Source organism: Halalkalibacter krulwichiae (genome assembly GCF_002109385.1).
GTDB lineage: Bacteria > Bacillota > Bacilli > Bacillales > Bacillaceae_D > Halalkalibacter > Halalkalibacter krulwichiae.
Window position 1 is genome coordinate 110,652 of sequence record NZ_CP020814.1, and the last position, 26,593, is coordinate 137,244.

The 26,593-nt window shown below is 39.7% G+C and carries 22 protein-coding genes, 1 pseudogene and 2 other annotated features; all 23 genes and pseudogenes read left to right on the forward strand.

The features are described 5' to 3' along the window. The first annotated feature begins 12 nt into the window (after positions 1–12). On the forward strand, positions 13–2,463 hold the full coding sequence (gene clpC / locus BkAM31D_RS00530; protein ID WP_066159488.1) for an ATP-dependent protease ATP-binding subunit ClpC: 2,451 nt from the start codon (positions 13–15) through the stop codon (positions 2,461–2,463). Between the two features lie 155 nt (positions 2,464–2,618). After that, positions 2,619–3,992, forward strand: a complete 1,374-nt coding sequence (radA, locus tag BkAM31D_RS00535; protein WP_066159491.1) for a DNA repair protein RadA — start codon at positions 2,619–2,621, stop codon at positions 3,990–3,992. A 2-nt stretch (positions 3,993–3,994) separates the two neighbouring features. Beyond that, complete coding sequence (gene disA / locus BkAM31D_RS00540) at positions 3,995–5,071, forward strand: DNA integrity scanning diadenylate cyclase DisA (protein ID WP_066159494.1); 1,077 nt, start codon at positions 3,995–3,997, stop codon at positions 5,069–5,071. A 187-nt stretch (positions 5,072–5,258) separates the two neighbouring features. Then, the gene (locus tag BkAM31D_RS00545; protein WP_066159674.1) at positions 5,259–6,362 is read left to right on the forward strand and encodes a PIN/TRAM domain-containing protein; all 1,104 of its coding nucleotides are present in this window, start codon (positions 5,259–5,261) and stop codon (positions 6,360–6,362) included. Positions 6,363–6,554: 192 nt separating this feature from the next. Then, positions 6,555–7,244: a 2-C-methyl-D-erythritol 4-phosphate cytidylyltransferase gene (ispD, locus tag BkAM31D_RS00550; RefSeq protein WP_066159498.1), complete on the forward strand. Its 690-nt coding sequence runs from the start codon at positions 6,555–6,557 to the stop codon at positions 7,242–7,244. Then, positions 7,244–7,719 (forward strand): annotated as a pseudogene (gene ispF, locus BkAM31D_RS00555) (2-C-methyl-D-erythritol 2,4-cyclodiphosphate synthase). Before ispD ends, ispF begins: the two are co-directional and overlap by 1 nt. A 247-nt stretch (positions 7,720–7,966) precedes the next feature. Continuing rightward, the gene (gene gltX, locus BkAM31D_RS00560; RefSeq protein ID WP_066159679.1) at positions 7,967–9,427 is read left to right on the forward strand and encodes a glutamate--tRNA ligase; all 1,461 of its coding nucleotides are present in this window, start codon (positions 7,967–7,969) and stop codon (positions 9,425–9,427) included. A gap of 46 nt (positions 9,428–9,473) precedes the next feature. After that, positions 9,474–9,694: a binding site (T-box leader), on the forward strand. Positions 9,695–9,767: 73 nt separating this feature from the next. Then, positions 9,768–10,436, forward strand: coding sequence for a serine O-acetyltransferase (gene cysE, locus BkAM31D_RS00565; protein ID WP_066159501.1), 669 nt, complete (start codon positions 9,768–9,770; stop codon positions 10,434–10,436). A 47-nt stretch (positions 10,437–10,483) separates the two neighbouring features. After that, positions 10,484–11,881, forward strand: a complete 1,398-nt coding sequence (cysS, locus tag BkAM31D_RS00570) for a cysteine--tRNA ligase (RefSeq protein WP_066159504.1) — start codon at positions 10,484–10,486, stop codon at positions 11,879–11,881. Between the two features lie 4 nt (positions 11,882–11,885). Continuing rightward, positions 11,886–12,305: a Mini-ribonuclease 3 gene (locus tag BkAM31D_RS00575; protein ID WP_066159507.1), complete on the forward strand. Its 420-nt coding sequence runs from the start codon at positions 11,886–11,888 to the stop codon at positions 12,303–12,305. Next, on the forward strand, positions 12,302–13,063 hold the full coding sequence (rlmB, locus tag BkAM31D_RS00580) for a 23S rRNA (guanosine(2251)-2'-O)-methyltransferase RlmB (RefSeq protein ID WP_066159510.1): 762 nt from the start codon (positions 12,302–12,304) through the stop codon (positions 13,061–13,063). The genes BkAM31D_RS00575 and rlmB overlap by 4 nt, the downstream gene beginning before the upstream one ends. A 2-nt stretch (positions 13,064–13,065) precedes the next feature. Next, a complete protein-coding gene (locus tag BkAM31D_RS00585) occupies positions 13,066–13,575 on the forward strand; it encodes an NYN domain-containing protein (protein WP_066159513.1) in 510 nt (169 codons plus the stop codon). Between the two features lie 81 nt (positions 13,576–13,656). Next, a complete protein-coding gene (gene sigH, locus BkAM31D_RS00590; protein WP_066159515.1) occupies positions 13,657–14,313 on the forward strand; it encodes an RNA polymerase sporulation sigma factor SigH in 657 nt (218 codons plus the stop codon). A gap of 157 nt (positions 14,314–14,470) precedes the next feature. Beyond that, on the forward strand, positions 14,471–14,605 hold the full coding sequence (rpmG, locus tag BkAM31D_RS00595) for a 50S ribosomal protein L33 (protein WP_371807191.1): 135 nt from the start codon (positions 14,471–14,473) through the stop codon (positions 14,603–14,605). Between the two features lie 121 nt (positions 14,606–14,726). Further along, complete coding sequence (secE, locus tag BkAM31D_RS00600) at positions 14,727–14,918, forward strand: preprotein translocase subunit SecE (protein WP_235820555.1); 192 nt, start codon at positions 14,727–14,729, stop codon at positions 14,916–14,918. A 74-nt stretch (positions 14,919–14,992) separates the two neighbouring features. After that, on the forward strand, positions 14,993–15,526 hold the full coding sequence (nusG, locus tag BkAM31D_RS00605) for a transcription termination/antitermination protein NusG (protein ID WP_066159518.1): 534 nt from the start codon (positions 14,993–14,995) through the stop codon (positions 15,524–15,526). Positions 15,527–15,695: 169 nt separating this feature from the next. Continuing rightward, a complete protein-coding gene (rplK, locus tag BkAM31D_RS00610; RefSeq protein ID WP_066159521.1) occupies positions 15,696–16,121 on the forward strand; it encodes a 50S ribosomal protein L11 in 426 nt (141 codons plus the stop codon). Positions 16,122–16,240: 119 nt separating this feature from the next. Further along, entirely contained in the window at positions 16,241–16,936 is a 696-nt protein-coding gene (gene rplA / locus BkAM31D_RS00615) for a 50S ribosomal protein L1 (RefSeq protein WP_066159524.1), read from the forward strand. Positions 16,937–16,998: 62 nt separating this feature from the next. After that, positions 16,999–17,131 (forward strand) — a sequence feature (ribosomal protein L10 leader region). Between the two features lie 38 nt (positions 17,132–17,169). Continuing rightward, the gene (gene rplJ / locus BkAM31D_RS00620; RefSeq protein WP_066159527.1) at positions 17,170–17,667 is read left to right on the forward strand and encodes a 50S ribosomal protein L10; all 498 of its coding nucleotides are present in this window, start codon (positions 17,170–17,172) and stop codon (positions 17,665–17,667) included. A 103-nt stretch (positions 17,668–17,770) separates the two neighbouring features. After that, on the forward strand, positions 17,771–18,133 hold the full coding sequence (gene rplL / locus BkAM31D_RS00625) for a 50S ribosomal protein L7/L12 (RefSeq protein WP_066159530.1): 363 nt from the start codon (positions 17,771–17,773) through the stop codon (positions 18,131–18,133). A 103-nt stretch (positions 18,134–18,236) separates the two neighbouring features. Beyond that, a complete protein-coding gene (locus tag BkAM31D_RS00630) occupies positions 18,237–18,839 on the forward strand; it encodes a class I SAM-dependent methyltransferase (protein WP_066159535.1) in 603 nt (200 codons plus the stop codon). A 325-nt stretch (positions 18,840–19,164) separates the two neighbouring features. Continuing rightward, complete coding sequence (gene rpoB, locus BkAM31D_RS00635; protein WP_066159537.1) at positions 19,165–22,707, forward strand: DNA-directed RNA polymerase subunit beta; 3,543 nt, start codon at positions 19,165–19,167, stop codon at positions 22,705–22,707. Between the two features lie 219 nt (positions 22,708–22,926). Continuing rightward, the gene (rpoC, locus tag BkAM31D_RS00640; RefSeq protein WP_066159540.1) at positions 22,927–26,553 is read left to right on the forward strand and encodes a DNA-directed RNA polymerase subunit beta'; all 3,627 of its coding nucleotides are present in this window, start codon (positions 22,927–22,929) and stop codon (positions 26,551–26,553) included. The last annotated feature ends 40 nt before the right edge of the window (positions 26,554–26,593 follow it).

The window sequence follows — 26,593 nt, forward strand, 5'->3', positions numbered from 1 at the left end:
GGTGGACGTTTTATGATGTTTGGACGTTTTACAGAGAGAGCTCAAAAGGTATTGGCATTAGCACAAGAGGAAGCAGTTCGTTTAGGTCACAATAATATTGGGACAGAGCATATTTTACTTGGACTTATTAGAGAGGGAGAAGGAATTGCTGCTAAAGCCCTTCAAGCTCTTGGACTTGGTTCTGAGAAAATACAAAAAGAAGTAGAAACTTTGATTGGTAAGGGGCAAGAAGGTTCTAAAACTATTCATTATACTCCTAGAGCAAAAAAAGTAATTGAGTTATCAATGGATGAAGCTCGTAAGCTAGGACACTCTTATGTGGGGACTGAACATATCCTTCTTGGTTTAATTCGTGAAGGAGAAGGCGTGGCAGCGCGCGTACTTAATAACTTAGGTGTAAGCTTAAACAAAGCACGTCAGCAAGTGTTACAACTTCTAGGGAGCAATGAAGTGGGTAGTTCATCTGGGCAAAGTACTGGATCAAGCAATGCTAATACGCCAACACTTGATAGCTTAGCACGTGACTTAACAGCAGTTGCAAGAGAAGAATCTCTTGATCCTGTTATTGGTCGTAGCAAAGAGATTGAAAGAGTAATACAAGTACTAAGCCGTCGTACAAAAAACAACCCTGTTTTAATAGGTGAGCCTGGGGTTGGTAAAACGGCAATTGCGGAAGGATTAGCTCAAGCAATTATTGCCAATGAAGTACCTGAAACGTTACGTAATAAGCGTGTTATGACCCTTGATATGGGTACAGTAGTGGCAGGGACTAAATATCGTGGTGAGTTTGAGGACCGTTTAAAGAAGGTAATGGATGAAATTCGTCAAGCAGGAAATGTCATTCTTTTCATTGATGAGCTTCATACGTTAATTGGTGCCGGTGGTGCTGAAGGTGCTATTGATGCATCAAATATTCTTAAACCATCGTTAGCGCGTGGCGAGCTTCAATGTATTGGTGCCACGACCCTTGATGAGTACCGTAAATATATCGAGAAGGATGCTGCGCTAGAACGACGTTTCCAACCTATTCAAGTCAATGAACCAACTCTTGACGAATCAGTTCAAATCTTAAGAGGTCTTCGTGATCGTTATGAAGCACATCATCGTGTAACGATTACAGATGATGCCATTGAAGCAGCTGTTAAGCTTTCAGATCGCTACATTTCAGATCGTTTCCTACCAGATAAAGCAATTGATTTAATTGATGAAGCGGGTTCGAAAGTTCGCTTGAAATCGTATACTGCACCGCCTAACTTAAAAGAGTTAGAACAGCGCCTCGATGAGACAAGAAAAGAGAAGGATGCTGCAGTCCAGAGTCAGGAGTTTGAAAAAGCAGCTTCTCTACGTGATTCAGAGCAACGTCTACGTGAAGAGCTTGAAGAAATGAAGAATGAATGGAAAAAGAAACAAGGGCAAGAAGATACAGAAGTAACAAGTGAGGATATCGCCCAAGTTGTTGCGAGCTGGACTGGAGTTCCTGTTTCAAAACTAGCAGAAGAAGAAACAGATCGTTTATTAAAAATGGAAGAAATCCTTCATGAGCGTGTAGTTGGCCAAGAAGAAGCTGTTAAATCGATTTCTAAAGCTGTTCGTCGAGCTCGTGCAGGGCTTAAGGATCCAAAGCGTCCAATCGGATCGTTTATTTTCCTAGGACCAACAGGGGTAGGGAAAACAGAACTTGCTAGAGCTGTTGCTGAAACACTGTTTGGTGATGAAGATTCAGTGATCCGTATTGATATGTCTGAGTATATGGAAAAGCATACGACAAGCCGACTTGTAGGTTCTCCTCCAGGGTATGTAGGACATGATGATGGGGGTCAATTAACAGAAAAGGTTCGTCGCAAACCATATTCAGTAATTTTGCTTGATGAAATTGAAAAAGCACACCCTGAAGTTTTCAATATCTTGCTTCAAGTGTTAGAGGATGGCCGCTTAACAGACTCAAAAGGTAGAACAGTTGACTTCCGTAACACGGCAATTATTATGACGTCAAATGTCGGTGCGAGTACGTTAAAACGAAATAAATTCCTAGGTTTTAATACTGAGGGAGAAGGTCAAGAATACAGAGATATGAAAGATAAGGTAATGGAAGAATTAAAACGTAGCTTCCGTCCAGAATTCCTTAATCGTATTGATGAATTAATTGTCTTCCACTCCTTAGAGAAAAAGCACATCCGTGAAATTATTACATTAATGGCTGATCAGTTAAAAACTCGTTTATTTGAGCAAGGAATTGAGTTTGAATTATCAGAAGCGGCAAAAGATAAAATCACTGATCTTGGCTTTGATCCAGAGTACGGAGCTCGTCCATTACGCCGTGCTCTTCAAAAACAAGTAGAAGATCGCTTGTCGGAAGAATTACTTAAAGGGACCATTGCCAAAGGACAAAAAGCGATTATCGACGTTAAAGATGGAGAACTATACGTAGAAGCTGTAAATGCAAAAGAAAATCTACAAGTATAGGATTAACAAGGTCGAATTTTAGTTTCTACTACACAGAAAAGCCGGGAGATAGTCATAATCTCTCGGCTTTTTGCCATATACTATCTAGAAGTGCGACCTTTCTTCTTTACTTTGATACAATAGAGACATAGAAATTAGAAGAAGGAAGTGAGTCGATGGCCAAAAAGAAAACAAAATTTGTTTGTCAGGAATGCGGATATGAATCTGCAAAGTGGATGGGGAAATGTCCAGGGTGTCAAAGTTGGAACTCGATGGTTGAAGAGTTCGAACCGTCAGCAAAGCAAGCAAGTAGAAGCTATGTGACATCAGCAACTACTGGATCAAAGCCTCAATCAATTGTTTCTGTGCAAAGTGAGACGGAACCAAGAATTAGCACGACGATGATGGAATTAGATCGTGTACTTGGTGGTGGGATTGTCCCTGGATCTCTAGTACTTGTAGGAGGAGATCCTGGTATTGGAAAATCAACGCTTTTATTGCAGTTGTCATCAAAATTAGCAGAAACAAAACACAGGGTGTTATATATATCTGGTGAGGAATCAGTCAAACAAACGAAATTGCGATCGGAGCGTTTGGGTGTATCATCAGCCGAACTTTATGTATTAGCTGAGACTGATATTTCTTTTATTGAGCGGGCGATAGATGAGGTTCAGCCGACACTAGTTGTCATCGATTCGATTCAAACCGTGTATCAAGAGGAAATTACTTCGGCGCCTGGTAGTGTCGCCCAAGTTCGAGAGTGTACAGCGGCATTTATGAGGATTGCTAAAACAAAAGGAATTGCCATTTTTATTGTGGGGCATGTAACAAAGCAAGGGTCAATTGCAGGCCCTAAATTACTCGAACATATGGTTGATTCAGTTCTTTACTTTGAGGGAGAACGCCATCATACGTATCGGATTTTGAGAGCGGTAAAAAATAGATTTGGTTCGACGAATGAAATGGGTATATTTGAGATGAAAGAAGTAGGGTTAGAAGAGGTATTAAATCCATCTGAAATTTTCCTTGAAGAACGTTCTCAAGGCGCTGCTGGCTCAATTGTCGTTGCATCGATGGAAGGAACAAGACCTGTTCTTGTAGAATTACAAGCATTGATCTCACCAACTAGTTTCGGGAACCCAAGGAGAATGGCTACTGGTGTTGATCATAACCGTGTATCACTGTTAATGGCTGTACTTGAGAAACGGGTTGGATTGTTGTTACAAAATCAAGATGCTTATATTAATGTAGCTGGGGGAATTAGGTTAGATGAACCGGCAATCGATTTGGCTATTGCATTAAGTATTGCTTCGAGTTTTAGAAATCAATTGACAAGCCCAACCGATGTTGCAATCGGAGAAGTAGGATTAACAGGAGAAATCAGACGCGTCTCACGAATTGAGCAGAGAGTGAATGAAGCGGCTAAACTTGGATTTAAAAGGGTCATTATTCCTGAGAAAAATTTAGGTGGTTGGACGTATCCAAAGGAAATTCAAGTTATCGGTGTGCCGACATTAGAGAGAGCGCTTGAAGTAGGATTAGGAGGATAAAAATGAATGATGGAAAAAAACGGCATGCTTTTATTCAAAATGTCTTAAAGCTAGTTGCTCCAGGGACTGATTTAAGAGCAGGTATTGATAATGTTCTTCGAGCGAAAACAGGTGGCTTAATTGTTATAGGTTATGATAATGCGATGATGCCGATTGTTGATGGGGGCTTTTTTATTAATTGCGATTTCTCACCTGCCTATTTGTATGAGTTAGCAAAGATGGATGGAGCCATTATCTTAAGTGAGGATGGCAAAAGAATTTTATATGCGAATACACAGCTCGTACCGAATAATGGAATTGCTTCAAATGAAACGGGTATTCGTCATCGAACGGCAGAACGTGTCGCAAAGCAAACCGGTAATTTAGTCGTTTCAATCTCCCAAAGGAGAAATGTTATTACGCTGTATCAAGGAGACTACCGCTACTCACTCAAAGACATTGGAGTGATCTTAACAAAAGCCAATCAGGCAATTCAAACATTGGAAAAGTACAAAGTCGTCCTTGACCAAGGAATTACGAATTTAGGGGCTTTAGAGTTTGAGCAGCTAGTTACTTTCCATGAAGTAACGCAAGTTCTTCATCGTGTGCAAATGGTCCTTCGTATTAAACGTGAAATCTTAAATTATATTAATGAACTAGGTAACGAAGGTCGTCTTATTACCATGCAATTAAATGAACTTGTTGCTAATACAGAAAAAGAAGCCATTCTTTTAATCAAGGATTATGTCAAAGATCCAAATCAAAACGCGAGTGAGATTTTAAAAGATTTAACGAAAACGCAAACCGAAGAATTACTTGATGAACAAGAGATTGTTAAGGTACTAGGTTATAGTAAGAATATTAATATTCAAGAGCAGGCTGTTTCTCCAAGAGGTTACCGAATTTTATATCGAATTCCAAGACTGCCACTAACGATTATCGAAAATGTTATAGAGAAATACGGGAATTTAACAAACATTTTATTTGCAAGTACGGAAGAACTCGATGAAGTAGAAGGAGTCGGCGAACACCGAGCGAAAATGATCAAAGACGGCTTAACACGCATACAAGAACAGCTGTTCGTAGATCGGCATATTTAGTAGTTTGCATTGACGTAAGGAATAAATAGCGTTATAATAAAAAGTTTTCTGAATTGACAAAAATTTACCCGTTTGATACGTTAAAAAGACTATATGGAATAATCTTGAGATTTTATGTGAAATGTAGTTAGGTAGGTTTCAATTTTACATTCTTGTCTATAATAATAAAAGGGAGGTGAATATGGATATGCTAAAGCGAATAGTACAGCTTTTCTTCGTTCTAGTTGGAGGAACTTTAGGATTTCTCTATCTTCCAGAACTAATCCATATTATTAATTTAGGTGAAGTTCCTAACTGGGTTACAAGTTCATATGCCGGAGCAGTGTTTGGTGCTATTATTTTATTTTTTGCAACATTTTGGCTAGCTGATTATATTGTTAACTTAATGAAGATTATGGAAGAGGCTATTGTGCGTGCCCCAGTAACGGATGTGTTGTTTGGAACGATGGGTCTAATTGTAGGTTTAATTGTAGCATATTTAATAGGAATTCCTTTAAATGCTATCAATATACCTGTTGTAAGTACAGTTCTACCAATTTTTGTGACGATCTTTGTTGGATATTTTGGTTTTCAGATTGGTTTTAAGAAGCGTGATGAACTTATTAATTTATTTACCATAACTCGTAATTTAGGCAAGAAGAAAGAAGAGGAAGATCTAGAAAAGCAAGATGCGGCTTTTGGAAAACAATTAAAGATTCTCGATACAAGTGTAATTATTGATGGCCGAATCGCAGATATTTGTAAGACTGGTTTTCTAGAAGGTACCCTTGTTATACCAGGATTTGTTTTAGAAGAGTTGCAGCATATTGCAGATTCATCTGATGTGCTTAAGAGAAATCGAGGTCGTCGTGGATTAGATATTCTTAATAAAATTCAAAAGGAACTACCGACCAATGTTGAAATTTATGAAGGAGATTTTGAAGACATATCTGAAGTAGATAGTAAGTTGGTCAAATTAGCAAAGCTTTCTCAAGGAATTGTTGTTACTAACGATTTTAACCTTAATAAAGTGTGTGAACTGCAAGGTGTTTCTGTATTAAATATTAATGATTTAGCTAATGCTGTTAAGCCGGTAGTATTACCTGGAGAAGAACTGAAGGTACAGGTTATAAAAGATGGAAAAGAGCAGCATCAAGGCGTTGCTTATCTAGATGATGGCACGATGATTGTCGTAGAAGGTGGTCGTGACTACATTGGAAAGCATATTGATGTTGTTGTCACAAGTGTCTTGCAAACAAGTGCTGGCCGGATGATTTTTGCAAAACCGAAGCTATTAGAAAAGGCATTATAATTCTTTTATTCAAGCGCTCGATTCCATTATGGATAGTGCGCTTCTCTTTTGTCCAAAAAAGAAAGTATGAAAAGTACAAGCGTGACTAAGACAAACATATGTAACTAGGTGGAAGAACATGCTAAAATAATGAGGGTTTAATGAGAGAAAGTGAACGATTGATTTTGGGATGACCAAATAGGAGAGGCTGACATGAACTATAGTGTTGTAATTCCAGCAGCGGGACAAGGAAAACGTATGAGAGCCGGGAAAAACAAACAATTTCTTGAACTTAGGGGAGAGCCCTTAATTATTCACACACTTCGATTATTTGATGAAGATGCATCGTGTGAACAAATTGTCCTTGTTGCCAACCAAGATGAAATAGAAACAATGAGAGAGTTAGTGAAACAGTACGGAATCTCGAAGGTTTCAGCGATTCTAAAAGGAGGCAAAGAGAGGCAAGACAGTGTAAGACATGGAATTGAATGTCTAACAGAAGATCAGATTGTGCTCGTACATGATGGGGCACGTCCTTTTATTACTCATGAAGTAATCAGCAGACTCGTTACAAATGCAATGAAACATGGTGCTGCCATTGTAGCTGTCCCAGTAAAAGACACAATTAAACGAGTAAAAGAAGGCCTTGTAATGGAAACTCAAAAAAGAGAAGAGTTATGGTCTGTACAAACGCCACAAGCGTTTAAATGGTCTCTTATAAGTGAGGCACACCAAAAAGCGTGTGAACATAATGTAATAGGAACAGATGATGCTAGTTTAGTGGAGTGGCTAGGACATGAAGTTTCGATCGTGGAAGGGGATTATCAAAATATCAAACTGACGACCCCTGATGATCTGCTTTTTGCAGAGGCAATTTTAACAGAGAGAGAAAGGAAACGATGATAATGAGAATTGGACAAGGATTTGATGTACATCAATTAGTGGAAGGAAGACCTCTTATTCTAGGGGAATCACAATCCCTTATGAAAAAGGATTATTAGGGCATTCAGATGCTGATGTATTATTACATACGATTACAGATGCAGCACTAGGAGCAATAGGTGAAGGCGATATCGGTAAACACTTCCCAGATACTGACCCTGAGTTTAAAGATGCTGATTCAGCAAAGCTTCTAACTCATGTTTGGGAGCTTGTAAAAGAAAAAGGATTTAAGTTAGGCAATATTGACTGTACCATCATTGCTCAACAACCGAAAATGGCCCCACATATCGAAACAATCAGAACTCGAATAGCGGAACTCCTTGAAGCCGACATTAGCCAAGTCAATGTCAAAGCCACGACAACCGAAAAATTAGGCTTCACAGGAAGAGGAGAAGGAATCGCTTCACAAGCAGTGATTTTATTAGTCGAATCATAAAAAAGGTCGCACTTTACTTTTTTTATGATTCGACGAAGCGATAGCGAAGCCGTTGCATCTTTTAAGTCTTTTGGGTGCCTTTCTCAAAAGACGCGCAACGAGAGAAGCATCGCCTCAAATAAATAAAAAAGGTCGCACTTTACTTTTTTTATGATTCGACGGGAACTAGCTTGACCGAAAAAGCGAGAATGCTAAAATAGATTAAGGAAAAATGCATATGAATATGCTAGAAACGGAAGGTGTTAGTATGGGAAGTGATGTTCGTGTAAGGTTCGCGCCAAGTCCAACAGGACATTTACATATCGGTGGTGCTCGTTCTGCATTATTTAATTACCTATTTGCAAAAAGCCAAGGAGGTAAATTTATTTTACGAATTGAGGATACAGATCAGGCTCGCAATGTTGGCCAAGCGAAAGAGAAATTGTTAGATAGTTTGAAGTGGCTTGGTATGGAGTGGGACGAGAGTATCGATGTTGGCGGTGAGTATGGTCCATATAGCTGTATGGAGCGCCTTGGTTTGTATAAGGAATATATTAGTCAGCTTCTTGAAACAGGAAAAGCGTACTATTGCTATATGACTGAAGATGAATTAGAGGCTGAACGTGAAGAACAAAGATCACGTGGGGAAACACCAAAGTATAGTGGACGCGACCGTGATCTAACAGAAGAACAGCGCCAATCCTATGAAGCAAAGGGGTTAAAGCCTGTCGTACGTTTTCGAGTACCTGAAGGAAAAGATATTAAGATCGATGATGCTGTCCGCGGAGAAGTAACGTTTGAGTCAGACGGCATTGGCGATTTTGTCATTGCTCGAAAAGATGGTGTTCCGATGTACAATTTTGCCGTCGTAATTGATGACCATCTAATGAAGATTTCTCATGTTATTCGTGGAGAAGAGCATTTATCGAATACGCCTAGACAAGTGTTGCTTTACGAGGCATTTGGCTGGGATGTACCACGTTTTGCTCACGCATCGCTTATTTTAAATCCAGATCGTCAAAAAATGAGTAAGCGTGATGAGTCTATTATTCAATTTGTTGAACAATATAAAGAGCTTGGTTATATGCCAGAAGCCTTAGTGAACTTCCTTGCCTTATTAGGATGGTCTCCAGTTGGAGAAGAAGAGATCTTCTCGATGCAGCAATTAGGGGAACAATTTTCACTAGAACGTGTATCCAAAGCACCAGCTGTTTTTGACACAGAAAAGCTGGCTTGGATGAACAATCAATACTTAAAACAAGCGGACCTTGATACAGTCGTTGATCTTGCCCTGCCACACTTAATTCAGGCTGGGAAATTGCCGGAAGATTTGTCGGTTGACCAAAAAGAGTGGGCACGTAAGTTAATTAGCTTGTATCAAGAACAAATGCAATATGGTGCGGAAATTGTTGAGTTAACAGAACTTTTCTTTAAGCCAGAAATTGAGTATAATGAGGAAGCGCAGGATGTATTAAAGGAAGAGCAAGTGCCTGAGGTGCTGATTTATTTTGAACAACAACTTGAAAGCACTGATGAGTTCACGGCAGCAACGATTAAAGCAGCAATGAAAGCAACACAAAAAGCAACTGGTCACAAAGGGAAGAAACTTTTTATGCCGATCCGTGTGGCGACAACTGGTCAAACACATGGCCGTTCGCTAGAGGATTCAATTGAACTTCTTGGGAAGGATATTGTTATTGCACGCTTGAAAAAAGTTGTAAACAATTAAGGAACCCTTAAGTTTGTTAGCATAGGATATAATAAGATTTTAAAAAGATATCGCGTTGAGAGGGAAAAGTAGAAGAGTGTTTGCCTTACAGAGAGGACCATCTTGGCTGGAAATGGTTCAGGACACACTTTTTGAATATGCACCCTTGAGCCTTTTTCCGAAAAGTTTTGAGTAGGGAAAAGCGGATAGCTCCGTTAAAAGCAAAGAGATTAGCAGATATTTTTACTGCTAGAAAACAGAGTGGAACCGCGCGTTGACGCCTCTGTGCATGTACATGCACAGAGGCGTTTTTTTTCTGAAGCGTATGAATTGGTTTCAAAAAAAGGGGGAAGAGGAGAAGATGGGAATAAGATTTCGCACATTATTAAATGATGTCGATGTAGTGTTTGAACAAGATCCTGCAGCCCGGAGCCGTTTAGAAGTCATCTTCACCTACTCCGGTGTTCATGCTATTTGGGCTCATAGATTAGCCCACTGGTTTTGGAAACGTAAGTTGTTCTTTATTGCTAGGGGAATTTCACAAATTAGTCGCTTTTTCACAGGGATTGAGATCCATCCGGGAGCAGTTATTGGCCAACGGCTTTTTATTGACCATGGAATGGGTGTCGTCATAGGGGAAACTTGTGAAATCGGAGATAATGTAACCATTTATCAAGGAGTAACTCTTGGGGGGACAGGGAAAGAAAAAGGCAAGCGTCACCCCACGGTTGAAGACAATGTACTTATCGCCTCGGGAGCTAAAATACTAGGTTCATTTAAAATTGGGGAAAATTCTCGTATAGGTGCTGGGTCAGTTGTGCTGAAAGAAGTACCACCAAACTCAACGGTTGTAGGCATACCAGGTAAAATTGTTGTCCAAGATGGTGTGAAAGTGGAGCATGGACTAAACCACCACATTCTTCCTGATCCAATTGCTGATAAATTAAAGGAACTTGAAGAAGAAATAAAAGCATTAAAAGCGTTAAAGCTAGAGGAAGAACAAAGAGAAAAATCTTACTCACGAGAGTAGCTTCTTGCATATGGTAAGAGTGAAAAAAGTAAGAAGGAGTCATGTAAATGTCTATTCATGTATATAACAGTCTCACAAAAAAGAAGGAAAGATTCATACCAATTGAAGAAGGTAAAGTAAAGATGTATGTATGCGGGCCAACCGTATATAACTATATTCATATTGGAAATGCTAGACCACCTATTGTATATGATATGGTTCGAAGATATTTAGAGTATAGAGGATATGATGTTACCTTTATTTCTAACTTTACGGATGTTGACGATAAAATTATTCGAGCAGCCAATGAATTGGGTGAAGATGTGTTTGCTGTTGCGGATCGCTTTATTGAAGCCTATCACAAAGATACATGTGCATTAGGTGTAAAGGAAGCCGATATCCACCCACGTGTAACAGAAACGATCCCAGAGATTATTGATTTTATCTCAGCGTTAATAAAAAAAGGTTTTGCATATGAAGCAAAAGGTGATGTTTACTTTAGAACGAGAAAATTTGATAGATATGGAAAGCTTTCCTCTCAATCCATTGAAGACTTACGTTCGGGTGCTCGAATTGAGGTAGACGAAAGAAAAGAAGATTCCCTTGATTTCGTTCTATGGAAAGCGGCCAAAGAAGGAGAAATATCTTGGGGAAGTCCTTGGGGAGAGGGGCGACCGGGCTGGCATATTGAATGTTCCGCAATGGTAAAGAAATATTTAGGTGATACAATCGATATTCATGCAGGCGGGCAAGACTTAACATTCCCTCATCATGAAAATGAAATTGCCCAATCGGAAGCTTTAACTGAAAAACCAATGGCAAATTATTGGCTTCATAATGGATTTATTAATATTGATAATGAAAAGATGTCGAAATCACTCGGAAATTTTGTTTTAGCAAATGAGATCATTCGACAACATTCAGCAGAAGTCGTTCGATTTTTTATGCTGACAGCACATTATCGTAGTCCTATTAATTTTAGTGATGAGTTACTTGAGGGAGCAAAGAGTGGGCTTGAACGATTAAAAACAGCCGTTTCCAGCTTAGAATATCGTCTTGGCGAATCAGCTGACTTTGGTGAGCAGGGAGATTGGTTAGAGAAGATCAGTCAGTTAAAGCAGAAGTTTATTGAGGAAATGGATGACGATTTTAATAGTGCTAACGGTATTGCAGTATTGTTCGACTTAGCTAAAGAAGCGAACCGTTACTTAAGAGAAGATAAATCAAATAAGGAAGTGCTTGAGCGTTTTTTACAGCAATTCGATGAGTTTGCTACTGTGTTAGGTATTACCGTGCGTGAACAAAAAGAATTGCTAGATGATGAGATTGAGCAATTGATTGAAAAGCGTAACCAAGCTAGAAAAGACAAAGACTTTGCATTAGCGGATCAAATTCGGGATGACTTAAAAGAGCAAGGAATTATTCTTGAAGATACTGCTCAAGGTGTTCGTTGGAAGCGAGGCTAATGAAATGAAGATCATTGAAGCCTCTACTAAAGATTTGAAACAATTAAATGCCTTAGCATTAGCCTATATGGGAGACACGGTGCTCGATATGTATGTCCGCTATTACCTTATAGCACAAGGAACTGTCAGGCCGCACCGTCTCCATGTTGAGGCAACAAAATATGTCTCTGCCAAAGCGCAAGCTGCGATCATGGGTAAGTTATTAGAAGATGAATTTTTAACTGAAGAAGAGATTGCAATATTTAAAAGAGGGCGCAATGCAAAGTCAGGTTCCATTCCGAAAAATACGGATTTAAATACGTATCGGTATTCAACAGGGTTTGAAGCGATGTTAGGGTATCACTATTTCCAAGGGGAGCAAGAAAGATTAGATGAAATTATGAAAAAAGCTGTTTCTATAGTAGAAGGGAGGAAAGGGCAATGAGTAAAGGTGGTAAAGAAGAGTTTATTGTAGGGAAAAACCCTATCATTGAGGCATTAAAATCAGGACATTCCATTAATAAAATTTGGGTTGCAGAAGGATCTCAAAAAGGACAAATGTCAAAGGTTGTTCAATTAGCAAAAGAAAATGGGGTGCTGATTCAACAAGCTCCAAAGAAGAAACTCGAGCAGCTAGTTGATACCGATAATCACCAAGGTGTGGTCGCTTCAGTTGCAGCATATGAGTATGCAGAAATAGAAGATTTGTTTGCTGCGGCGGACAAGCGTGGGGAGCAGCCGTTTTTCTTAGTATTAGATGAAGTAGAGGACCCTCATAACCTTGGATCAATCCTACGTACTGCTGATGCTGTTGGTGCTCATGGGGTGATTATCCCTAAAAGAAGAGCTGTCGGATTAACGCAAACAGTAGCAAAATCCTCAACAGGTGCAATTGAATATGTTCCTGTCGTTCGAGTAACGAATTTAGCTAGGACAATGGATGATTTGAAAAAAAGAGGAATTTGGTTTGCAGGAACAGATGCGAAAGGTACGGATGATTATCGAAAAGCCTCCTTTGATCTACCAATTGGCTTAGTTATTGGTAGTGAAGGGAAAGGAATTAGCCGTTTGGTAAAAGAGAAGTGCGACTTTCTTGTTCAAATTCCAATGATTGGGCACGTTACATCGTTAAATGCCTCAGTTGCAGCAAGTTTGCTGATGTATGAAGTTTTTCGGAGACGCCAAGAAGCAGGCAGTGAGTAACGATGAAAGATATTTTGCTCGTGGATGGCTATAACATGATTGGGGCCTGGCCAGAGCTACGACAACTAAAGGATAAAGATTTAGGTTTAGCTCGTGATCGGTTAGTTGAAATTATGGCAGAGTATCAAGCCTACACAGGGTATAAAGTTAAAGTAGTCTTTGATGCTCATATGGTTGAAGGAATTGGAAAGAAGTATCATAACCATCGAGTTGATGTGATCTATACGAGAAAGAACGAAACTGCGGATGAACGCATTGAAAAGTTAGTTCACCTTTTAAAAAGAATTGATAGGCGTATCCATGTAGCAACATCCGATTTTACAGAACAATCTCTTACCTTTGGAAGTGGAGCTTTAAGAAAATCTGCAAGGGAGCTTCTAATTGAGACTACAACTACAGAAAAAGGTATCGACATAGAAGTACAAAAAACGCAAAAGAAGAAAAATTCGACAAAGATTCCGCTTACAGACGAGATTGCTGAAATTTTTGAAAAATGGCGTCGAGAGCGTTGATGCGTGGTTGACCAGCTGGAAATCTGTGCTATATAATGACTTTAATAAATCTGGACAACAGCCAAGGTCGGAGGGATTGTCGTGAGCATGGACCTTCAAGAAACGAAATTAAAGCCGGTGTATGAAACAGTGGATGATGATGAATTGGTCGTTCTTGTAAGAAATGGTGATAGTGGAGCATTAGAGTTTTTAATCAACAAGTATAAGAACTTTGTTCGTGCTAAGGCAAGATCTTATTTTCTCATTGGTGCAGATCATGAGGATATTGTTCAAGAGGGAATGATAGGACTTTACAAAGCTGTTCGAGACTACAATGGGGACAAGCTGTCGTCCTTCAAGGCTTTTGCGGAGCTATGTATAACAAGGCAAATCATTACAGCTATTAAGACAGCAACGAGACAGAAGCATATTCCACTCAATTCTTATGTATCATTGGACAAGCCGTTGTATGATGAGGAGTCGGATCGCACATTGCTCGATGTTATTTGCGGAACACGTGTAACGGATCCAGAGGAATTACTAATTAATCAAGAAGAATTTGCCGATATTGAATTGAAGATGGGAGAACTTCTTAGTGACTTAGAGCGTCAAGTTTTAATGCTCTATTTAGACGGCAGATCGTACCAAGAGATTTCAATTGATCTTAATAGACATGTTAAGTCGATTGATAACGCCTTGCAACGAGTGAAAAGAAAGCTAGAACGCTATGTCGAATTGAAGGGCGTTTCATTAACATAATATGATATTAGAATAACTCATGTACTATAACAGGCATTGGATAACGATGTGAAGTCTGGTACTTGAGTTATTTTCTTTTTGACACATTTTACCCTGTGTGATAGATTTAGATAGTATGTACATGTAAGGCTGGAGGTGCGATGTGCGAAGTAAAGTTGTGCTAGCATGTGAAGTTTGCCGGTCGAGAAATTATTCAACGCAAAAGAACAAACAAACGACTAGTGAGCGGGTTGAGATGAAGAAGTTTTGCAAGGCTTGTAATGAGCATACACTTCATCGTGAAACGAAGTAGAGTTTAAGTGTTTTTTGCGTTTTTTTATCGGACGAGCTCCGGTTAATTACTAAACGATAACAAGGATTCGAATAGATTGGGACAGTTTTGTCTATATTGATTGATGCTGGGGGTGTCTGTTTTGGCTGGCGGAGTGAGAAATATCGGAAAGTTTTTTCAAGATGTTGTAAAAGAGATGAAGCGTGTATCATGGCCAAACCGTAAAGAGTTAACGAGGTATACATGGATAGTTGTTGGTACAGTCGCATTCATGTCTGTTTTCTTTTTTCTAGTGGATTATGGAATTTCGACACTTCTTCGTTTCTTAAACTAATTGATTCAATAAATGAGTGATAGATGTTAATAGCGCTATTACGAAGGAGGGAAGGACAAACGTCCTATTAAGTTATGGAAAAAAATTGGTATGTTGTTCATACGTATTCAGGTTACGAGAATAAGGTTAAGACAAATCTAGAAAAGCGTCTTGAGTCAATGGATATGACAGATAAGATCTTTCGTGTTCTAGTTCCTGTCGAAGAAGAAACAGAAGTTAAAAATGGCAAAAGTAAGTCAGTAACTAAAAAAGTGTTCCCGGGCTATGTCATCGTCGAAATGATTATGACAGATGATTCTTGGTATGTTGTTCGAAATACACCAGGAGTAACAGGCTTTGTTGGTTCGGCTGGAGCAGGTTCGAAGCCAACGGCGCTTCTGCCAGAAGAAGTAGAAGCAATCTTGAAACAAATGGGTGTAGAACAACCTCGAGCGGATATTGACTTTGAAGTGAATGAATCTGTGAAAGTAAAAGAGGGTCCTTTTGCAAACTTTGTTGGTTCGATTGAAGAAATTCAATTGGATAAACAAAAGCTTAAGGTGCACGTAAATATGTTTGGCCGAGAAACGCCGGTAGAATTAGATTTTAATCAAGTAGAAAAGATTTAATTCGAAAAAAACTTGCTATCTTTTGTTGAAAGTGATAGAATCTTCATGGTTGACAAATGGTTTCATTAAATTGAACCATCGGGTGCTTCACTGCATCCGTTTTTTTGAGTGGGAGGGTGAAAATTTATCACCCGGATACCACATCACGGACTTTAAGGAGGTGTGTCACGTGGCTAAAAAGGTTATTAAAATGGTTAAGTTACAAATCCCTGCTGGGAAAGCTAATCCAGCGCCACCAGTTGGTCCTGCATTAGGTCAAGCAGGTGTAAATATCATGGGATTTTGTAAGGAATTCAACGCTCGTACTTCTGATCAAGCAGGTCTTATCATTCCAGTTGAGATTACTGTTTTTGAAGATCGTTCGTTTACATTCATCACGAAAACTCCACCTGCTGCTGTTCTTCTAAAGAAAGCTGCTGGGATTGAGTCAGGTTCTGGAGAGCCTAATGTTAAAAAGGTTGCTACAGTAAAGCGTGATAAAGTACGCGAGATTGCTGAGACAAAAATGCCAGACCTTAACGCAGCTAATGTTGAATCAGCTATGCGTATGGTAGAAGGTACTGCTCGCAGCATGGGTATTGTGATTGAAGATTAATTGTTTTGTTTTTTTCGGAGGTTGCGATGAGGAGATACCCTCTTTACCTATAATTTAGGTTCGCAACCTTTAATAGTGGGAGGTATTACCGCTAAAACCACATTCGAGGAGGAAATAGCATGGCTAAGAAAAGTAAAAAATATGTAGATGCTCTTAAACTTGTTGATCGTGATACAGCGTATCAAGTAGAAGAAGCAATTGAATTAGTAAAAAAGACAGCGACAGCTAAATTCGATGAAACTGTTGAAGTGGCTGTTCGTCTTGGGGTAGACCCTAAGAAAGCTGACCAACAAATTCGTGGTGCAGTTGTTCTTCCAAACGGTACAGGTAAAACACAACGTGTTCTTGTATTCGCAAAAGGAGAAAAAGCAAAAGAAGCTGAAGCAGCTGGAGCTGACTTCGTAGGTGATGAGGATTTCATCAACAAAATCAACCAAGGTTGGTTCGAGTTTGATGTAATCGTAGCAACACCAGATATGATGGCTCAAGTTGGTAAGCTTGGTCGTGTTCTTGGACCAAAAGGCTTAATGCCAAACCCGAAAACTGGTACAGTTACATTTGATGTGACAAAGGCTGTTAATGAAATCAAAGCTGGTAAAGTTGAATACCGCGTTGATAAAGCTGGTAACATCCACGTACCAATTGGTAAAGTTTCTTTTGAAACAGAAAAGCTTGTTGAAAACTTTAAAACAATCATTGAAACTCTTGTTAAGGTTAAACCTGCAGCTGCAAAAGGTACTTACATGAAGAATGTAGCCGTTGCATCTACAATGGGACCTGGAGTACGTGTTAACGCAACTGCTCTTGCAAGATAATAAAATGATTGACATATAGGTTTTGTGTGTGTATACTCATAGAAGTGTCTTACACAAGACGCATTAAATTGAATGTCATACCGTAGACAGTAGGTGTGGATCTAAACACTTAATTTCCTACCGAGGTAAGCGATAGATACAGTGAACTGTAACTCTATGCCCTCATGTCTACATGAGGGCTTTTTATATGCTTCTTTTAACGGTATGGTACGAAAACCATAGGAGGTGTAAGGATGAGCGTATTAGAACAAAAAAAGCAAGTTGTTTCTGACATTGCTGCGAAACTACGTGATAGCAAAGCAACTGTTGTTGTTGACTACCGTGGATTGAATGTTTCTGAAGTTACAGAACTTCGTAAACAACTTCGTGAAGCTGGTGTTGAGTTCAAAGTATACAAAAATACTTTAACTCGTCGTGCAACTGCTGAAGCTGAACTAACAGAACTTAATGAGCAACTTGTAGGACCTACTGCAATTGCATTCAGTGCTGAAGATGTTATTGCTCCTGCTAAAGTACTTAATGAATTTGCTAAAAAACACGAAGCTCTTGAAATCAAAGCTGGTGTTATCGAAGGACAAGTTGCGTCTGTTGCTGAAGTAAAAGCTCTTGCTGAACTTCCATCACGCGAAGGACTTCTTTCAATGCTTGCGAATGTACTTCAAGCTCCAGTTCGTCAATTTGCTTTGGTTACAAAAGCTGTTGCAGAGCAAAAAGAAGAGCAAGGTGCTTAATCGTAAATCGATTATTGTGGCTTGATTCAAATAGAAAGCCTACCTTTACGTTGTGTGCGTAAACTAATAATAAAATTAAAACAAAAAATAGGAGGATTTAAAAATGACTAAAGAACAAATCATTGAAGCGGTTAAAGAAATGACTGTTTTAGAACTTAACGACTTAGTAAAAGCAATCGAAGAAGAATTTGGTGTAACTGCTGCTGCTCCTGTAGCTGTAGCTGCTGCTGGTGGCGACGCTGGTGCTGCTGAGCAAACTGAATTTGATGTAATCCTAACATCTGCTGGTGGTTCAAAAATCAACGTAATCAAAGTTGTTCGTGAAATCACTGGTCTTGGTCTTAAAGAAGCAAAAGCTCTAGTTGATGGCGCTCCAGCTCCAATCAAAGAGGGTGCTTCTAAAGAAGAAGCTGAAGAAGCAAAAGCTAAGTTAGAAGAAGCAGGAGCTTCTGTAGAAGTTAAGTAATAGATTTCTAATCAAAGAGGATTCGCTTATGAGCGGGTCCTTTTTTATTTGATGTTTCATTGGTCTATACTAACTATAGGAAAGACGTCGAAGGAGTGATTCTGTGTCAGATCATTATTATACGGAAAACCCAGGAGTTGAAAGTGAAGAAAGAGAATGGAGTTTTACGTTAAGAGGAGAAACGTTCTCTTTTTGTTCAGACCGTGGAGTTTTTTCTAAGAAGGAAGTCGACTTTGGAAGTCGATTATTAATAGAAGTTTTTAGATTACCTGATATCAATGGGCCTATTTTAGATATTGGCTGTGGATATGGACCGATTGGTCTGGCGCTCGCCAAAGATGACGGAGGACGTATTGTTCATATGGTTGATGTTAATGAGCGAGCTCTAGAATTATCTAGACGCAATGCAGAAAAGAATAACATCTCTAATATCATTGTTTATAAAAGTGATCGTTTGGAAGAGGTTGTTGAAAAACAATTTGCTGCGATTGTAACCAATCCACCGATTCGCGCAGGTAAACAGGTGGTTCATTCAATCTTTGAACAAGCGTTTGAACATTTAGCTGATAAAGGAGAGCTTTGGGTTGTTATTCAAAAGAAACAAGGAGCGCCTTCTGCAATCGAAAAGTTAAAAAGTCATTTCAATGAAGTGGAAGTTGTAGAAAAGAAAAAAGGTTATTTCATTATTAAAGCAAAAAAGATTTGACCTAGCTTGGCTTTTGTGATATTGTTATTTAATGCGTATGACTACCTATTTTTAGATCGTTATTAGTTAAAAAGTCAAGTAGAAATTTTTGAATAATAATGTTTAATAGTGGTTATACTGGAATAATCGATGGAGTTTGTGAAAATAGGTTCTACTATTTTCTAGTTAAGAGAAAGAAATCGAGCTTTCTTTTAACATGCGTACATATTTTTTGTGCGAGTTCTGCTTAATCTATAAAAATGTTTAAATCTAGTTTGATGTGATGGCAGTCATCTAGAGAAAGCATTTTTAGATACTATAACGCGAGATTTGAGGGGTGAATCAGTTGACAGGTCAACTAGTTCAGTATGGACGCCACCGCCAGCGGAGAAGCTATGCAAGGATTAACGAAGTTTTGGAGCTGCCGAATTTAATTGAGATTCAAACAGCATCCTATCAGTGGTTTCTTGATGAGGGCCTACGAGAAATGTTCCAAGATATTTCTCCAATTCAAGACTTTACAGGAAACTTAGTTTTAGAATTTATTGATTATAGTCTTGGAGAACCAAAATATCCAGTAGATGAATCAAAAGAACGTGATGTGACATATGCAGCACCGCTTCGTGTCAAAGTTCGTTTGATCAATAAGGAAACTGGCGAAGTAAAAGAGCAAGAAGTATTTATGGGAGATTTCCCGTTAATGACTGAGACGGGTACGTTTGTAATCAACGGAGCCGAGCGTGTAATTGTTTCTCAGCTTGTTCGATCTCCGAGTGTATATTACAGTCAAAAAACTGATAAAAACGGTAAAAAGGGTTTTACTGCTACTGTTATTCCAAACCGTGGTGCGTGGTTGGAGCTTGAAACAGATGCTAAAGATATCGTTTACGTTCGAATTGACCGCACACGAAAAATACCAGTGACGGTTCTTTTGCGCGCGTTAGGTTTTGGATCTGATCAAGAGATCATTGATTTATTAGGTGAAGATGAATATCTTCGTAATTCGTTAGAAAAAGACAATACCGATGGAACAGAGAAAGCGTTGTTAGAAATTTACGAGCGCCTTCGCCCTGGTGAACCTCCTACGGTTGAAAATGCAAAGAGCTTGTTAGATTCCCGTTTCTTTGATCCTAAACGTTATGACTTAGCGAATGTTGGTCGTTATAAGATTAATAAGAAGCTTCATATTAAAAATCGATTGTTTAACCAACGCTTAGCTGAAACGTTAGTAGATCCAGAAACAGGAGAAGTGATTGCTGAAGAAGGCACATTACTTGATCGCCGTACTCTTGATCGAATCCTACCTTACATTGAAAATAATGTAGGCTTCCGTCATGTGAATGCATCAGGTGGTGTCGTTGAAGATGAAGACATCGAATTACAATCGATTAAGATTTATGCTCCAAATGATCAAGAGGGCGAACGTACAATTCGTGTAATCGGAAATGCAATGGTTGATCGCTCGGTGAAACATATTACACCTGCTGATATTATTGCTTCTATTAACTATTTCTTCAATCTACTGCATGGTGTTGGAGATACCGATGACATTGATCACCTTGGAAACCGTCGTCTTCGTTCCGTTGGTGAGTTATTGCAAAACCAATTCCGTATTGGTTTGTCTCGTATGGAGCGTGTAGTTCGTGAGCGGATGTCAATTCAAGACCCGAATATGATTACGCCACAAGCGTTAATCAATATTCGTCCTGTTATTGCATCGATTAAAGAGTTCTTTGGTAGCTCGCAGCTTTCACAGTTCATGGATCAGACAAACCCACTAGCAGAGTTAACGCATAAACGTCGTTTATCAGCACTAGGACCAGGTGGTTTAACACGTGAACGTGCAGGATTTGAAGTTCGTGACGTTCACTACTCTCACTACGGTCGTATGTGTCCGATTGAAACGCCAGAGGGCCCGAACATCGGGTTAATTAACTCGTTATCTTCTTATGCAAAAGTAAATGAATTTGGATTTATGGAAACTCCATATCGTCGTGTTGACCCTGAGACAGGGAAAGTTACGTCGCAAATTGATTACTTAACAGCTGATGAAGAGGATAACTATGTAGTTGCCCAAGCGAATGCCCGCTTAGCTGAAGACGGTTCATTCATCGATGACAATATTATTGCTCGTTTCCGTGGTGAAAACACAGTTGTGCCACGTGAGCGTTTAGATTATATGGATGTATCACCAAAGCAAGTTGTCTCTGCTGCGACTTCTTGTATTCCTTTCTTAGAGAATGATGACTCCAACCGTGCTTTAATGGGGGCGAACATGCAACGTCAAGCGGTACCATTGTTGGTTCCTGAAGCTCCAATTGTTGGAACAGGTATGGAGCATGTATCTGCAAAAGACTCAGGTGCTGCGATTGTATCGAAGTCAAAAGGGATCGTTGAACGTGTAACAGCTAAAGAAATTTGGGTTCGCCGCCTTGAAGAAGTCGATGGCAAAGAAGTAAAAGGTGACTTAGATAAATACAAACTACAAAAATTCATCCGTTCTAACCAAGGAACAAGTTATAACCAACGTCCAATTGTGGCTGAAGGGAACGTTGTATCTAAACGTGAAATTCTAGCTGATGGTCCTTCAATGGAACTTGGCGAAATGGCTTTAGGCCGTAACGTAATGGTAGGATTTATGACTTGGGACGGTTATAACTATGAGGATGCGATCATTTTAAGTGAGCGTCTTGTAAAGGATGATGTATACACATCTGTTCATATTGAAGAATATGAGTCAGAAGCTCGTGACACAAAGCTTGGACCTGAAGAGATTACTCGTGATATCCCGAACGTTGGGGAAGACGCTCTTAAAAACCTTGATGAGCGTGGTATTATCCGTGTAGGTGCAGAAGTAAAAGACGGTGATATTCTTGTTGGGAAAGTTACACCTAAAGGGGTTACGGAATTAACAGCTGAAGAACGTCTATTACACGCAATCTTCGGAGAAAAAGCTCGTGAAGTACGTGATACTTCACTACGTGCTCCGCATGGTGGAGATGGTATTGTCCTTGATGTTAAGATCTTCAACCGTGAAGATGGAGATGAGTTACCACCAGGTGTGAACCAACTCGTTCGTGTCTATATCGTTCAAAAACGTAAGATTCACGAAGGGGATAAAATGGCTGGACGTCATGGTAACAAAGGGGTTATCTCTAGAATTCTTCCTGAAGAAGATATGCCTTACTTACCTGACGGAACACCAATCGATATCATGTTAAACCCTCTAGGGGTACCTTCTCGTATGAATATCGGTCAGGTATTAGAGTTGCACTTAGGTATGGCTGCTCGTAAGCTAGGCATACATGTCGCTTCTCCTGTATTTGATGGTGCAAACGAAGAAGATGTATGGGGTACTTTAGAAGAAGCCGGTATGGCCCGTGATGGAAAGACGATCCTTTATGATGGTCGTACAGGGGAGCCGTTTGATAACCGAGTATCTGTAGGGATCATGTACATGATCAAACTTGCTCACATGGTAGATGATAAGTTACATGCTCGTTCAACTGGACCTTACTCACTTGTTACACAACAACCACTTGGAGGTAAAGCTCAATTTGGTGGTCAGCGTTTTGGTGAGATGGAGGTTTGGGCACTTGAAGCTTATGGAGCTGCCTATACACTGCAGGAAATCTTAACTGTTAAGTCGGATGACGTTGTCGGACGTGTTAAGACGTACGAAGCGATTGTAAAAGGCGAAAATGTACCTGAGCCAGGTGTACCAGAATCATTTAAAGTATTAATTAAAGAGCTTCAGTCACTAGGTATGGATGTGAAGATGCTCTCAAGCAATGAAGAAGAAATTGAAATGAGAGAACTTGATGACGAAGATGATCAGACGAGTGAAAAGCTGAATCTAAACTTTGAATCAAGTGAATCGAACGTATAATAAGCTGTGGGGGCTAGTGTTGCTAGTTCCCTCATGCTGTCTTGCAATAGAAGTAATAGAGGTTAATTAAAAATCCTCAATAGCATTTGAACCATCCTCGTTACTCTGATTTAGAGTGAAACTAGATTAGATATAAGCTTGATTCATTGTTCCTCTTTATCAGGCATTTTTTTATTCACGAGCTCAATAGACATGGAAACGAAAAGGGAGGTTAGCCCCTTGATAGATGTAAATAATTTCGAATATATGAAAATTGGTCTTGCTTCACCAAACAAAATCCGTTCTTGGTCAAGAGGGGAAGTTAAGAAACCTGAAACAATCAACTATCGTACACTAAAACCAGAAAAAGATGGCCTTTTCTGTGAACGTATTTTCGGTCCGACAAAAGACTGGGAATGTCATTGTGGAAAGTATAAGCGCGTTCGCTACAAAGGTGTTGTTTGTGATCGCTGTGGAGTGGAAGTGACTCGTGCGAAAGTACGTCGTGAGCGTATGGGGCATATTGAACTTGCTGCACCGGTATCACATATTTGGTACTTTAAAGGAATTCCAAGTCGTATGGGGCTTGTTCTTGACATGTCTCCACGTTCACTTGAAGAAGTTATCTACTTTGCTTCATATGTTGTAACAGACCCAGGTGACACACCACTTGAAAAGAAACAACTCTTATCAGAGAAAGAATATCGTACATATCGAGATAAGTATGGACGTTCTTTTAATGCACAAATGGGTGCAGAAGCCATTCGCAAATTGCTTGCTGATATTGATTTAGAGAAGGAAGTTGGATTACTTAAAGAGGAATTAGTTACAGCTCAAGGCCAACGCCGTACACGTGCAATTAAGCGCCTTGAAGTGTTAGAAGCATTCCGTAATTCTGGTAATGAGCCATCATGGATGATTCTCGATGTCCTGCCGGTAATTCCGCCAGAGCTTCGTCCAATGGTTCAGTTAGATGGTGGTCGATTTGCTACGTCTGACTTGAATGATTTATATCGTCGTGTGATCAACCGTAATAATCGCTTGAAGCGTCTACTAGATTTAGGTGCTCCAAACATTATTGTTCAAAATGAAAAACGTATGCTTCAAGAAGCAGTTGATGCATTAATTGATAACGGTCGTCGTGGGCGTCCAGTTACAGGACCGGGAAACCGTCCACTAAAATCACTTTCTCATATGCTAAAAGGGAAACAAGGTCGTTTCCGTCAAAACTTACTTGGTAAACGTGTTGACTATTCAGGTCGTTCGGTTATCGTAGTAGGTCCAAACTTAAAGATGTTCCAATGCGGGCTTCCGAAAGAAATGGCCCTTGAGTTATTCAAGCCGTTTGTTATGAAGGAGCTTGTAAGCAAAGGACTTGCACACAACATTAAGAGTGCAAAACGAAAGGTCGAGCGAGTTCAACCGGAAGTTTGGGATGTATTAGAAGAGGTTATTCGTGAGCACCCGGTATTATTAAACCGTGCACCAACTCTTCACCGCTTAGGAATTCAAGCGTTCGAACCGACGCTAGTAGAAGGTCGTGCCATTAAGCTTCATCCGCTAGTATGTACAGCATATAATGCTGACTTTGATGGTGACCAAATGGCGGTTCACGTACCTCTTTCTGCGGAAGCTCAAGCGGAAGCACGTATTTTAATGCTTGCTGCACAAAACATTTTGAATCCAAAAGACGGAAAACCAGTTGTTACTCCTTCACAGGATATGGTACTTGGTAACTACTACTTAACGTTGGAGCGTAAGGATGCTAAAGGTGAAGGTTCAATCTTTAAAGATACGAATGAAGCGTTAATTGCTTACCAAAACGGATATGTTCATTTGCATAGTCGTGTAGCAATTCCAGTCGCTTCTTTAAACAAGCCGACATTCCGTGAAGATCAGAATGATAAATTGTTATTAACGACAGTTGGTAAGTTGATTTTTAACGAGATTTTACCGGAAACATTCCCGTATATTAATGAACCAACGTCTTATAACTTAGAACAAAAAACACCTGAGAAATACATTGTTTCAAGTTCGACAGATGTACGTAAGCATTTTGAAGAAAATGATCTAGTACTTCCATTTAAAAAAGGTTTCTTAGGAAACGTTATTGCAGAAGTATTTAAGAAGTTTGCAATTGCTGAAACTTCAAAAATGTTAGACCGGATGAAAGAACTAGGCTTTAAATATTCTACTCGTGCCGGTATTACTGTTGGGGTTGCGGACATCGTTGTATTAGCTGAGAAGAAAGAAATTCTTGAATCAGCTGAACTAAAAGTTGAAAAAATCCTTAAACAGTTCCGTCGGGGTTTAATCACAGAAGAAGAGCGTTATGATCGTGTTATCTCTGTATGGAGTGAAGCGAAGGATGTTATTCAAAATAAATTAATGGGTACACTTGATCGCAGTAACCCAATCTTTATGATGAGTGACTCTGGAGCCCGTGGTAACGCATCGAACTTTACACAACTTGCTGGTATGCGTGGTTTGATGGCTAACCCATCTGGACGGATCATTGAACTTCCGATTAAATCAAGTTTCCGTGAGGGACTAACGGTACTCGAGTACTTTATTTCGACACACGGTGCTCGTAAAGGTCTTGCCGATACTGCACTTAAGACTGCCGATTCAGGTTACTTAACGCGTCGTCTTGTTGACGTAGCGCAAGATGTCATTGTTCGTTCTGATGATTGTGGAACAGACCGTGGTTTAGCGGTTCAAGCCATTAAAGAAGGCAATGAAATCATTGAGAACTTATACGATCGTCTTGTAGGCCGTGTCGTATTTAAGACGCTTAAGCACCCAGAAACAGGCGAAGTACTAATTAGAAAGAATGAATTAATTCACGAAGATATTGCTAAGGCAATTGTTGAAGCTGGTGTTGAAGAGGTAACGATTCGTTCGGTATTTACTTGTGATACTCGTCACGGTGTATGTAAGAAGTGCTATGGCCGTAACTTGGCAACAGGTAGTGATGTTGAGGTTGGAGAAGCGGTTGGTATTATCGCGGCTCAATCTATCGGAGAACCAGGAACACAGCTTACAATGCGTACTTTCCATACAGGTGGGGTAGCAGGGGACGATATCACTCAAGGTCTTCCGCGTATCCAAGAATTGTTTGAAGCGCGTAATCCTAAAGGTCAAGCGGTTATTTCTGAGATTGACGGGGAAGTCGTTGATTTCAAAGAAGGAGATAAGCGTGAGGTTACTATTAGAAGTGAAATGGAAACAAAGACTTATGCCATTCCATATGGTGCTCGTCTAAAAGTTTCTGTAGGTGATTTTGTTAACTTTGGAGAGCCAATCACTGAAGGTTCGATTGATCCTAAGGAACTTCTAAAAGTAAAAGGGATGAGCGGGGTACAAGAATACTTACTTCGTGAAGTACAAAAAGTTTATCGTATGCAAGGGGTAGAAATTGGAGATAAGCACGTAGAGGTTATGGTTCGCCAAATGCTTCGCAAAGTGCGTGTTGTTGATGCTGGAGAAACAAACGTACTACCAGGATCTCTAATTGAAATTCAACAATTTAACGATGAAAATAAAACGGTACTTCTTGAAGGAAAACGTCCTGCCACTGGTAAACCAGTTTTACTAGGGATTACAAAAGCGTCTCTTGAAACAGATTCATTCTTATCTGCTGCTTCATTCCAAGAAACAACACGCGTGTTGACGGATGCTGCAATTAAAGGTAAGCGTGATGAACTACTTGGTTTGAAAGAGAATGTAATCATCGGGAAACTTGTTCCTGCTGGTACTGGGATGCCACGTTACCGTCACTTAAATATTACTTCTGATTATGATAATCAGGTGGATCCAGAAGCAGTTGATCAACCTGTTGCAGAAGGTGCATTAACTCACGAATAATTATTTGGTTGCAATAGTTGACAGTGAGTGATTAGGATGA

Excerpts from the sequence above, each read along its gene's own strand:
- clpC (WP_066159488.1), top strand. The coding sequence starts at position 13 with ATGATGTTTGGACGTTTTACAGAGAGAGCTCAAAAGGTATTGGCATTA.
- radA (WP_066159491.1), top strand. The coding sequence starts at position 2,619 with ATGGCCAAAAAGAAAACAAAATTTGTTTGTCAGGAATGCGGATATGAA.
- disA (WP_066159494.1), top strand. The coding sequence starts at position 3,995 with ATGAATGATGGAAAAAAACGGCATGCTTTTATTCAAAATGTCTTAAAG.
- BkAM31D_RS00545 (WP_066159674.1), top strand. The coding sequence starts at position 5,259 with ATGCTAAAGCGAATAGTACAGCTTTTCTTCGTTCTAGTTGGAGGAACT.
- ispD (WP_066159498.1), top strand. The coding sequence starts at position 6,555 with ATGAACTATAGTGTTGTAATTCCAGCAGCGGGACAAGGAAAACGTATG.
- gltX (WP_066159679.1), top strand. The coding sequence starts at position 7,967 with ATGGGAAGTGATGTTCGTGTAAGGTTCGCGCCAAGTCCAACAGGACAT.
- cysE (WP_066159501.1), top strand. The coding sequence starts at position 9,768 with ATGGGAATAAGATTTCGCACATTATTAAATGATGTCGATGTAGTGTTT.
- cysS (WP_066159504.1), top strand. The coding sequence starts at position 10,484 with ATGTCTATTCATGTATATAACAGTCTCACAAAAAAGAAGGAAAGATTC.
- BkAM31D_RS00575 (WP_066159507.1), top strand. The coding sequence starts at position 11,886 with ATGAAGATCATTGAAGCCTCTACTAAAGATTTGAAACAATTAAATGCC.
- rlmB (WP_066159510.1), top strand. The coding sequence starts at position 12,302 with ATGAGTAAAGGTGGTAAAGAAGAGTTTATTGTAGGGAAAAACCCTATC.
- BkAM31D_RS00585 (WP_066159513.1), top strand. The coding sequence starts at position 13,066 with ATGAAAGATATTTTGCTCGTGGATGGCTATAACATGATTGGGGCCTGG.
- nusG (WP_066159518.1), top strand. The coding sequence starts at position 14,993 with ATGGAAAAAAATTGGTATGTTGTTCATACGTATTCAGGTTACGAGAAT.
- rplA (WP_066159524.1), top strand. The coding sequence starts at position 16,241 with ATGGCTAAGAAAAGTAAAAAATATGTAGATGCTCTTAAACTTGTTGAT.
- rplJ (WP_066159527.1), top strand. The coding sequence starts at position 17,170 with ATGAGCGTATTAGAACAAAAAAAGCAAGTTGTTTCTGACATTGCTGCG.
- rplL (WP_066159530.1), top strand. The coding sequence starts at position 17,771 with ATGACTAAAGAACAAATCATTGAAGCGGTTAAAGAAATGACTGTTTTA.